We start from the raw sequence: 10,592 nt of genomic DNA, 5'->3' as shown, positions 1-10,592 counted from the left end.
GTACTGACCATAGGCCTCGATGCCGGTCTTCAATCCTGCGGAGTCAAATCCGTGACGAGCACCCGGGTAGACGTCAAGCTGCACAGAGCTTCCCTTGCCGCTGCGCTGCGTCATCATCTCCTGGCAATTTTTGGCGGGGGTCCGATCGTCCAGCTCGCCGATCAGGATCAAGGTCGGGACCGCCATGTCGCCATTCGTTGCCGAACAATCCGGATAGTAGGCGATCGCAGCCTTGAATTTGCGCTCCATAAGCCGCTCGTCTCCACCAGACTGCAAGGCCTCGAGCGTTGCGTTCCCGCCAGCGGAGAACCCCATCAACGCAATGCGCCGCGGGTCGACAAAACTGTATTTTGATAGGTATTCCAGAGCGCCGTAGGCGTCATATACGCGATCAACAGGGTGGAGGCCATCACAGGTCTCCTTAATGCCGCGGGTGCTGAAGCTGTCGACGACGAGGACGACGTAACCCCAGGAAGACAGTCGCTCGGACCAGGTTTTCCTTACACTTCGGGGCAAACCTGAACATCCGTGCAGAACCACGACAGCCGGGAACGGCCCCTCACCCGGCGGACGCGTTAAATACCCCTGCAGCGGCGTGCCGGGAACGGCCCTCGGGACGTTGCCGCCCGCTTGCGCAATGCGCTTCTGAAATGGCGTTGGCTCCGAAGCCGCGCTTTCAAACTGCACCGGCTGGTCAGCGCGCGCTGGCGCGGCATGCAGATAGCTACCGATACAAAGGCAGGTCAGACAGACGACCTTGTTGGGCAGTCTCGGCAGGGTGAAGGCCATGGGTGCCTGCTTCGTTACATCGGCCGTCTTATCTGCTGTGCCCGCTCCGGCTCGACCACCTTGCGGTAGAGATGCCAGGTGGCATGGCCGAGCACCGGCATGACGACGGCGAGCCCGGCAAACAGCGGGATCGAACCGATCACCAGAAGCACGGCGACCAGCAAGCCCCACAGCGCCATTTGCAGCGGGTTGGCCATCACCGCCCGGGCCGAGGTCTCGATGGCTGAGACGGCGCCGACGTCGCGGTCGAGCAGCAGCGGGAAGGCAACCACAGTGGTGGCCAGCACGATTACGGCAAAGACAAAGCCCGCGGCATTACCGGCAAGGATCAGCGTCCAGCCCTTACTGGTGGTCAGCACGTCGCGGATGAAGCCGCCGATCGAGGCCGGCGGCTGGTCTCCGAACAGGCCAGTGTAGATCGATTGCGCGGTGTAGAGCCACAACAGGAACAGCGCCACCAGCATGACGCCGATGACGGCGATCGACGGGATCGCGGACGAGCGCCGGACATCAAACGCGTGCCGCCAGGAGGTGTTCATGCCGAGCTCGCGCCGGCGGCTGATCTCGTAAAGGCCGAGCGCCGCAAACGGCCCGACCAGAGCGAAACCCGACATCAGGGGATAGATGAGCTGGATGGCATTGGCGCCGGACGTCCACTGCGTCAGGATCAGGCCGACGATGGGATAGATCAGGCACAGGAACACGTAGTGCGATGGTTTTGCCCAGAAATCCTCGAACCCGAGACGCAACGCATCCCAAAGGTCCGACGTGGTGATGCGGCGCACCGTCGGCTGCACATGCATTCCACGTGCGTCCGCCATGACATGAAAGCCGGCCATAACCTTCCTCCCGTGTGTCGGGGCGGTCACCGCCTGGATGGCCGCCAGAGCTGCCACTTCAAGATCGAGAAGCATGATAGCAGAGTTGGCGGCGATTGTCGCCGGGTCAATGGCCTGGGGAGCAACTCCTCGTTGTGTTCAACTCTCCGTATGGCCTCTCATATGGCGTACCTTGGCAGACCTTCGTTTTGGCCAATCATTGTGCTGCATTTTAGCATTTACGCATTTTAGCATTTACTTAAATTACTCGTAGGGATCCCTGGCGTATCACCTGAGCTTTACGAGTTTCGGCGAGGGACTATGTTCGCATTGAAAGCCTTCTGGTCTTCGGAGCGCGGCAACTTTGCCATAACGACCGCCTTCGCTATGCTGCCAATAATGATTGGTTTGGCCGGCGCCGTCGATCTGATCGGCACGAGCCATGACGCCTCGCAACTCCAGAACTCGCTGGACGCGGCTGGGCTCGCCATCGGCACGAAGTTCTCTCCCGATATGGCGGCTGGCGATGTCCAGCAGCTTGGGCTGCAGTTCTTCGCCGCCAATATGAGCGCGGCCGACCAGCAGGAATATTTGGGCAGCGTCTCCGCTTTCGCGGCAACGGCAAGCGGCAGTCCAAGCGCCTACTTTATCTCGCTGTCGTCCAGCATAAGCCGCCCAAGCTTCATCAGCGCCTCGGCCCCCTGGCAGGCCTACCGCTCGGCCTCGGTCAAGATAAAACCTGGCGCGCAGGCCTGCGTGCTGGCGCTCGATCCGCATGCGTCCGCCGCCGTGAACCTGCAGGGCTCGACCAACGTCTCGATGGACAATTGCGTGATCGCGGCGAACTCGGACGCGTCGGATTCCGTCAACAGGGGTGGTTCCGCACTGGTTTCGGCCGGCTGTGTCTCAACCGTCGGTGGCACCAGCGGGCTGTTGCCACCCAGCGCCAGTCTCGCCTGCGGAACGCCGCACGAACATAGGTACGCATCCTTTGATCCATTGGCCGACGTCGTTCCTCCCCCTTACACATTGTGTTTGCCTGTCCCGAACGGCAAAACCTACACGCTGTCGCCCGGCACTTATTGCGACAAGACATTATCGGGGAACATCACGCTTAATCCGGGCGTCTACATCATGCGCGGCACCACCATAAAGCCAGGGGGAAACGGCAGCCTGACTGGCCAGGGCGTGACCATTTTCCTCATGGAAAGCGCTCAGATCTACATAAATGCCAATGAGAAGGTGAACCTTTCCCCGCCCACCAGCGGCCCTTATGCTGGCATCACCATTTTCCAGGATCACGGCAACACGTCTGCCCTGACATTGAATGGTGGCGCAAATTCCGTGCTCAGCGGTTTCATCTACGCGCCGGACGCGCCCATTTCCTACGCCGGCAATTCTGATATGAGCGCCCAGGGCGACTGTCTCAGGCTTGTCGGCAATACGATACAGATGACCGGGAACTCGTCCGTCAAGTCCGACTGCGCGGCGGCGCTTGGAAATCGCACAATGTATGCCGATCGGATGATCACTCTGGTGAAATGAGAGACAACCTGACGTGCGGCGGCGCCAGCGGTAGCGTTGAGAAAAATGGCGGTAACGCACGGCCGGATCGGTTTCGATGCGAGGCGCAATCCGGCCAGCCTGGGATAGGCAGCGCCGTCGATCGCCTGGTGAAATTCCGCCCAGCATGCCACGCCGATCAGCGTTGTACCGGCCAGCGTCAGTCTGTCGCCCCCTCTTCGATTTTCGCCGCCCTGCCCGGCAAAAGCCATGATCGCTATTATCTCAGAGGCATGACCATAGCGAAAATCGAAACCCACCCGATCCCGAAGCTGAACAGGCGCATGGTGCTGACCGGCCTCGCAGCCCTGGCGGGGCTCGCCGCCTGCAGCACCGTTTCACTGCCAACCGGCGAAGGCGCCGGGGTCTCCTCCTCCGCCACCAGCACGCTGGCCAGCATCCGCGCCTCGGCCGGGCTCGCGCCGCTGGTCCCCGACCGGCAGCTCGAACAGGCCGCCCTGCAGCAGGCAGGCTACATGGCGCAGCGCCGCCGCATGAGCCACACCACCGGCTGGGGCAAGGATTTCGCCTCGCGCGTCAGGGACAATAGAATTTCCGGTGCCGCGGCGGAGAACATCGCCGAGGGTCGTTTCGACCTCGATAAGCTGTTCGACATCTGGGTGCATTCACCAGGCCATCGCCGCAACATGCTCGACCCGCGCTTCACACGCTTCGGCCTTGCCTATGTGCGCGACGGCAGCGACAGCAAGCTCCGTTACTGGAGCCTCGTGCTCGGAAAATAGGAAAACGTGCCGGTTCGGTGCGCCACACCCAAGACGATTTGATGGAAAGCTAGTCCATATGCGCCGCCGGCGCGCCGCCGGCTGGCGCCTGCTTCGGCTTGCGCAGCAGGAAAACAAACGGGATGGCAAGCAGTGTCATCACCATGAGTATTTTGAAGTCGTTGACGTAGGAGATCATCATGGCCTGGAGATTGACCATGCGATCGACCTGCGAGAGCGCCGTTGGGTCGCCGCCTGCGGCCGCCGGCGAGACAGCCCACAGATTGGGGTTGAACGGATTGATGAAGGCCGAAAGCTCGGCATGGTTGATCTGCGTGTTGCGCACCATCAACACCGTCACGACCGACACGCCGATCGACGAGCCAAGATTGCGCACCAGGCTGAACAGAGCCGTGGCATCGGTGCGGAAGCGCACGTCAAGCGTGGCGAAGGCGACGGTCGACAACGGCACGAACACCATCCCCATGCCCAGGCCCTGGATGACGCCGGAGCTGATGATCAGCCAATTGTCCATCTGCGGGGTGAAGCTGGACATGGTGTAGAGCGACTGCGCGGTCAGCAGGAAGCCGATGACGACGAGGATCCTGGCGTCAATCCTGCTCATGAGCCGCCCGACGACGAGCATCGAGATCATGGTGCCGACGCCGCGTGGCCCCATGACGATGCCGATGGTGACGGTCGGATAGCCGAAGATGGTCGACAGCATCGGCGGCAGCAGCGACATGCTCGCCAGGATGAGCACACCCATGACGAAGATGAATGCGAGCCCGGTCACGAAATTGCGGTCGAGGAAGATCTTGGGATCGATGAAGGGGTGCTCGGCCGTCATGGTGTGAATGATGAACACCCAGAAGCCGGTGAGCGAAAGACCAAGTTCGATCCAGATCTCGACCGAGGAAAACCAGTCGACCTCGCCGCCGCGGTCGAGCAGCAGCTGAAGCGCGCCGACGCCGAGCGATATCATGGCGAAGCCGAAGAAATCGAAGCCGCGCACGCGCCGCGCGATAGCCGGCAAATAAGCGGCCATACCGAGAAAGGCGACGATGCCGACCGGCAGATTGATGAAGAACACCCAACGCCAGTTGAAATTCTCGGTCAGCCAGCCACCGAGTGTCGGGCCCAGAATCGGACCCAGCATGATACCGGCGCCCCAGATGGCCATCGCCTGGCCATGGCGTTCCCTGGGATTGATGTCGAGCAGGAAGGTCTGCGACAGAGGCACGATCGCGGCGCCGAACACGCCTTGCATCAGCCGGAAGAACACCATGGTCTCCAGGCTCCAGGCGATGCCGCACAGCATCGAAAACACGGTGAAGCCGACCACCGCCGTCAGGAACAGTTCCTTGCGGCCGAAGCGATCGGCCAGCCAGCCGGTGACCGGCGTCATGATGGCGGCGGCAACGATGTAGGAGGTCAGCACCCAATTGATGTTGTCAGGCGAGGCGCCGAGATCGCCGGTCATGGTCGGCAGCGCGACGTTGGCGATCGTCGTGTCGAGCGCCTGCATGATCGTCGCCAACATGAGCGCGACCGTGATCAGGCCGCGATGCGGCACTTCTTTGAAGGGTTCGGGCGTGCTCATGGCGTGGAACTTCCAGCAGGTAACAAAAACGTGTACAAGGGGTTTCCGGGCGGCAACGCCTTCCGTTGAGAGACCCTCGTCGCGGTGGGACGCGATTGTCGATGTGGGGGTTACATCGACTGAAAGTCTCTGATCAGCGGATGCCTGCCGCCCGGAAACATGAGGACCGACGGGTCCGCGTCGGAGATTTCAGACTTCGGCCAGGCCGCTATGCGGCGTGCCCAAACGCTGATCCTTCCAGCTCCTCCCATCAGACCAATCCTGCTATTCACCTCCGCCGCTGGTCCTGCGGCATTCTGTTGACGTTACTGCGCGGCCTCGCCGGCCGTGGCGTGACCGAAGATCGAAGGCAGGCCACGCGCCACGCCGGTGTCGACGGTAACGGTGGCGCTCATGCCGGTGCGCAACGCCATCTTGGCGTCCGCATCGGTCAGTTCGAGACGAACCGGGATGCGCTGTGTGACCTTGACCCAGTTGCCGGTGGCATTCTGGGCCGGCAGCAGCGAGAACTCGGCTCCCGTGCCGGCGCCGATCGCCTTGACCGTCGCCTCGAAGGTGCGCCCCGGATAGGTGTCGACCACGATCTCGGCCTTCTGGCCGGGCTTCATGTGGGTGAGCTGCGTTTCCTTGAAATTGGCATCGATCCAAGTGTCGCCGGTCTCGACCAGCGAAAACAGCGGCGTGCCGGAACCGACATACTGGCCGACCTTGAACGACGAGGCCTGGCTGACGATGCCGTCAGCCGGCGCCTTGACCGTGGTCTGCGCCAGGTCGTAGGCGGCCTTGTCGCGCGCGGCGAGCGCGGCCATCACGGTCGGATGCTTGTCGGTTTCGATGTCGGGATTGCCGCCAAGGGCTGCCTTGGCGCTGATGATGCCTTGCTCGGCAACGGCGAGCTGCTGCTTGGCCTTGTCGAGATCGTTCTTGGCTTCGTCCAGCGACGATTTGGCGTTGATGCCCTTCTGGGCAAGATCGGCGGCGCGGTCGAACTGCGACTGGGCGAAGGCGACCTGGCTGGCATCGGACTTCTGCTGAGCCATCGACTGGCCATAGGCGGCGCGCAACTGCTCGACATTGAGACGCGCGCCCGCCACCGCCGCGTCGGCCTGCGCCAACGCGATCCGGTAGGGCTCGGGGTCGATGGCAAACAGCTCGTCACCCTGCTTGACCAGCTGGTTATCGAAGATGTCGACCTTGACGATGCGGCCGGCCGTGTCGGAAGCGATCGACACCTTGGCCTGCTGCAGATTGGCGTTCTCGGTCTCCTGATAGCGGCCGCCGGTAACCCAGACATAGCCGCCGCCAACAGCCAATGCCGCAGGCAGCGCGACCATCAGCAGGAAGCGGCCCAGCCGGCGCTTTTTCTTCACCGGCGCCGGAGCCGGCTGCACCGGGGGAGCAACGGTCGCCGGGGCCGCGGCCGGCTGCGCCGGCGCTTCCATTTCCAGTTCGGTCACTTTCTCGTCTATCTTGGCTACCGCGTTCATGCTGCTGCGCCCTCTGTGTTCTTCACTTTTTCAATGGACGGCGTCTCGTCGTCGGTCAGGTTGCGGACCATCGCCTCAAGTCCCTCGACGAGGATGCGACGGGCTTCCGGTTTCACGTTGACAAGCGATTCCTCATAGACTTCCCCGGCAATGCTCTTGATCACGGCGTAGGCATCGCTTGCCTTGGGCGTCAGGAAGATCATGCGGACGCGGCGATCGGCAGCGTCGGAACGACGCTCGATCCAGCCTCCCTCCTCCATGCGGTCGACCAGGCGCGAAACGCTGATCGGCTCGATTTCGAGAAGTTCGGCCAGCCGCGCCTGCGCGACACCGTCTTCCTTGGCAACGCGGACCAGAAGCCGCCATTGCGCCGAAGAAAGCCCCAAGCCACTGGCCCTCGCCTCGAAGCGCTTGCGCATCAGGCGCTGCACGTCGTGGATCAAGAAGCCCAATCTGTCGATGCCATCGGAAACCATGAGCGGGATATATAATAAGCGTGCTCACTATTCAAGGTGCCGCAGTGCACACAAAGCCGACAAATGTGCATGACAGCTTTGCCGGGCCAATCATGGTTATCGATTTGCGAACGCATGATGGCCGCGCCGCCTCTCCGCTGGTCGCGTCTGGCATATTGATGTACAGCCGCTGAACAGGATCGGGGGATCAACGCAATGCCGACGCTTTACGCTCTCAAGCCGGCCTTCCAGGGCCGACTGCGGCCGCTGGTCAATCGGCTGGCGGCCATCGGGGTCACCGCAAACAGCATAACCATCCTGGCGGCCGCGATGTCGATAGCCGCCGGCGCGGCCATTGCGATCCGGCATGAATGGCGCTGGCTGCTGTTGCTTATCCCCGTGGTGATGTTCGTGCGCATGGCGCTGAATGCCGTGGACGGCATGCTGGCGCGCGAGCATGGCCAAGCCTCGACGCTCGGCATGTATCTTAACGAGTTGTGCGACGTCGTTTCGGACCTCGCGCTGATCTTGCCTTTTGCCGTCTTTCCGGAATTTGGCGCATGGGGCGTCGTCGCCTTCGCAATATCGGCGGTGCTGACCGAGTTTGCCGGCGTGCTCGGCATCGCCGCCAAGATCGGCCGCAACTATGCCGGGCCGTTCGGCAAGAGCGACAGGGCGCTGGCGCTTGGCGTCGTCGCCGTGCTGTGCGCCCCAGGGCTGTGGCCGGCATCGATCGCGCCATTTGTGTTTCCGGCCATGGCAACGCTTTCGCTGCTGACCGCCATAAACCGGATACGCGCCGGGCTTATTGGCAGCGCCAGCTGAGCATCGAGGCTCGCCATGCCGCCAGTGGGGCCGCCAGAGGGAAAGACCATGATGCACGAACCGGTCGCCGCCGCGGCCACGGAAAGCCTTGCGCGGCAAGCGCAGGAGCGGGTCTTCCGCAGCCATGACGGGACGGAGATCTTCTACCGATTCTGGCCGGCGGCTTCGGCCGATGCCAAAGGCGCGATGGTGCTCTTCCATCGCGGCCACGAGCATGGCGGCCGCATGGCCCATCTCGTCGATGAATTGCGGATGCCGGACCACGCCTTCTATGCCTGGGATGCCCGCGGCAATGGCCGTTCGTCCGGCGAGCGCGGCTATGCCCCGTCCTTCTCGGCGCTGGTGCGCGACATCGACTGCTTCATGCGCGAGATCGCTGAAAGGGATGGCTTCGCCACGCGCGATATCGCGCTGATCGCGCAGTCCTTCGGCGCCGTTCTGGCCGCCGCCTGGGTGCATGACTATGCGCCGAAGCTGCGCGCCATGGTGCTGGCCTCACCGGCCTTCTCGGTAAAACTCTACGTGCCCTTCGCCAAGGAGGGCATAGCGCTCTGGCAGAAGATCAAGGGCCGCTTCTTCGTCAATTCCTACGTCAAGGCGAAATTCCTGACCCATGATCCCGTGCGAATCGCCTCTTTCGAGAGCGATCCACTGATCACGCGGCCGATCGCTTCCAACATCCTGGTCGAACTCTATCAGCATGCAGCCCGCATCGTTGCGGACGCCCGCGCCATCACCGCGCCGACGCAGCTTCTGCTTTCGGGCAGCGATTGGGTCGTGCGCCACGGCCCGCAGCACGAGTTCTTCGTCAATCTCGGCAGCCGCATCAAGGAACGTCATGTGCTGCCGGGCTTCTTCCACGACACGCTGGGCGAACGCGACCGGGCAAAGGCCCTCGACCTGATCCGGCCGTTCCTGGCCAGGCAGTTCGCGGCACCGGATGCGCCGGTCGACCTGAAGCAGGCGGACATTGCCGGCTACACACGCGACGAGGCCGACCGGCTTGCTTCACCGCTCGCGTTGATGTCGCCAAAGGGCCTCTATTGGGCATTCAGCCGCGCCTCCATCCGCATGGGCGCCTGGGTCTCCCAAGGCATGAAGACCGGCATTGCCACCGGCTTCGATTCCGGCTCGACGCTGGATTATGTCTACGAAAACGACGCGCGCGGACTTACGCCCCTTGGCCGCGTCGTCGACCGTGTCTTCCTGGAAGCTATCGGCTGGCGCGGCATCCGCCAGCGCAAGCTGCATCTCGAAGAACTGATCGGCTCTTGCCTGGCAACGCTCAAGACCACTGGCCGGCCAGTGCATATTCTCGACATCGCCGCCGGCCACGGCCGCTATGTTCTCGATGCCATCGTGAAGAGCCCCGACCAGCCGGCGAGCGTGCGTCTGCAGGATTATTCCGACCTCAACGTGCAGCTTGGCCGCAAGCTGATCACGGAGCGGCAATTGCCGGCTGACGTCACGTTCCAGCGCGCCGACGCTTTCGATGCCGACGTGCTCGCCAACGCCGATCCGGCGCCGGACCTCGCCATCGTTTCCGGCCTCTACGAGCTATTCTCGGACAATGCGATGATCGCCCGGTCGCTCGGTGGATTGGCCAGCGCCATGCAGCCGGGCAGCCTGTTGCTCTACACCAACCAGCCTTGGCACCCGCAGCTCGAGATGATCGCCCGCAGCCTGACCTCGCATCGCGGCGGCGAGGCCTGGGTGATGCGCCGGCGCACGCAAGGCGAAATGGACCAGTTCGTCGAAGCCGCCGGTTTCGAAAAGCTCGACCAGCGCATCGACCAATGGGGCATCTTCACCGTCTCGCTCGCGCGGCGCCGCTGAGCAGCATGGTGTCATCGCCTGCATCCGTGGCGCGTGCCGAACCCTATAGCCGGGTGGTCGTCAGGGCAGCCCTGTGGCTGGCCTTCCTGGCGCCGTTCTTCTATCTCAGCTACGGCTTCGCCAACTGGCTGGCGTCGCGGCGCGACGATGTCGGCAGTATCGTGTTCTCGTGGGAGCACGGCATCCCGTTCGTCGCCTGGACCATCGTGCCCTATTGGTCGATCAACCTGTTCTACGGCCTGTCGCTGCTGCTCAACAACGACAGGCAAGGGGTCGACCGTCTGGCCGGACGCTATCTCACCGCGCAAATCGTCGCCGTTATCTGCTTCATCCTGTTCCCGCTGACCGCTACATTCGTGCGGCCGGCGACGACCGGCCTGCCCGGCTTCCTGTTTGCCGTGCTCGGCGGTTTCGACAAGCCGTTCAACCAGGCCCCCTCGCTGCACATCGCCCTTTTGGCGATCATCTGGGATCATTGGCGCCACCGGCTCCGC

The 10,592-nt window shown here is 62.9% G+C and carries 9 protein-coding genes and 1 pseudogene; 5 read left to right on the top strand and 5 right to left on the bottom strand.

Annotated elements, in window-relative coordinates; all coding sequences use genetic code 11:
* Nucleotides 1-789 (bottom strand): dienelactone hydrolase family protein (locus ENZ75_RS08695; RefSeq protein WP_164887765.1); only part of this gene is annotated, 789 nt, incomplete at its 3' end.
* A gap of 14 nt (nucleotides 790-803) precedes the next feature.
* On the bottom strand, nucleotides 804-1,628 hold the full coding sequence (locus tag ENZ75_RS08690) for a DUF2189 domain-containing protein (RefSeq protein ID WP_013532367.1): 825 nt from the start codon (nucleotides 1,626-1,628) through the stop codon (nucleotides 804-806).
* A 300-nt stretch (nucleotides 1,629-1,928) separates the two neighbouring features.
* Here ENZ75_RS08690 and ENZ75_RS08685 point away from each other — a divergent pair, with 300 nt between their 5' ends.
* Both ENZ75_RS08685 and ENZ75_RS08680 read left to right on the top strand, forming a co-directional pair.
* Complete coding sequence (locus ENZ75_RS08685) at nucleotides 1,929-3,152, top strand: TadE/TadG family type IV pilus assembly protein (RefSeq protein WP_027163217.1); 1,224 nt, start codon at nucleotides 1,929-1,931, stop codon at nucleotides 3,150-3,152.
* Nucleotides 3,153-3,403: 251 nt separating this feature from the next.
* Nucleotides 3,404-3,913 carry a CAP domain-containing protein gene (locus ENZ75_RS08680; protein WP_063167718.1) on the top strand — a complete coding sequence of 170 codons (510 nt, stop codon included), beginning with the start codon at nucleotides 3,404-3,406 and terminating at the stop codon, nucleotides 3,911-3,913.
* A 49-nt stretch (nucleotides 3,914-3,962) separates the two neighbouring features.
* On the opposite strand, the gene ENZ75_RS08675 is transcribed toward ENZ75_RS08680, so the two are convergent.
* The 3 genes from ENZ75_RS08675 to ENZ75_RS08665 form a co-directional block, all read right to left on the bottom strand.
* A complete protein-coding gene (locus tag ENZ75_RS08675; RefSeq protein ID WP_013532370.1) occupies nucleotides 3,963-5,495 on the bottom strand; it encodes a DHA2 family efflux MFS transporter permease subunit in 1,533 nt (510 codons plus the stop codon).
* Nucleotides 5,496-5,800: 305 nt separating this feature from the next.
* Complete coding sequence (locus tag ENZ75_RS08670; protein ID WP_013532371.1) at nucleotides 5,801-6,982, bottom strand: HlyD family secretion protein; 1,182 nt, start codon at nucleotides 6,980-6,982, stop codon at nucleotides 5,801-5,803.
* Nucleotides 6,979-7,458 (bottom strand): MarR family transcriptional regulator, encoded by a 480-nt coding sequence (locus tag ENZ75_RS08665; RefSeq protein ID WP_063167717.1) that lies wholly within the window; start codon nucleotides 7,456-7,458, stop codon nucleotides 6,979-6,981. The genes ENZ75_RS08670 and ENZ75_RS08665 overlap by 4 nt, the downstream gene beginning before the upstream one ends.
* A 195-nt stretch (nucleotides 7,459-7,653) precedes the next feature.
* Here ENZ75_RS08665 and ENZ75_RS08660 point away from each other — a divergent pair, with 195 nt between their 5' ends.
* The 3 genes and pseudogenes from ENZ75_RS08660 to ENZ75_RS08650 all read left to right on the top strand — a co-directional run.
* Nucleotides 7,654-8,262: a CDP-alcohol phosphatidyltransferase family protein gene (locus ENZ75_RS08660; RefSeq protein ID WP_063167716.1), complete on the top strand. Its 609-nt coding sequence runs from the start codon at nucleotides 7,654-7,656 to the stop codon at nucleotides 8,260-8,262.
* 48 nt (nucleotides 8,263-8,310) lie between these two features.
* A complete protein-coding gene (locus ENZ75_RS08655; RefSeq protein ID WP_181172674.1) occupies nucleotides 8,311-10,098 on the top strand; it encodes a bifunctional alpha/beta hydrolase/class I SAM-dependent methyltransferase in 1,788 nt (595 codons plus the stop codon).
* A 5-nt stretch (nucleotides 10,099-10,103) separates the two neighbouring features.
* Nucleotides 10,104-10,592: pseudogene (locus ENZ75_RS08650) on the top strand (serine/threonine protein phosphatase); the annotation flags it as partial.

Source organism: Mesorhizobium sp. M7A.F.Ca.CA.002.04.1.1, assembly GCF_004022805.1.
GTDB lineage: Bacteria > Pseudomonadota > Alphaproteobacteria > Rhizobiales > Rhizobiaceae > Mesorhizobium > Mesorhizobium ciceri.
This window is presented reverse-complemented; position numbering and strand designations above follow the sequence as displayed.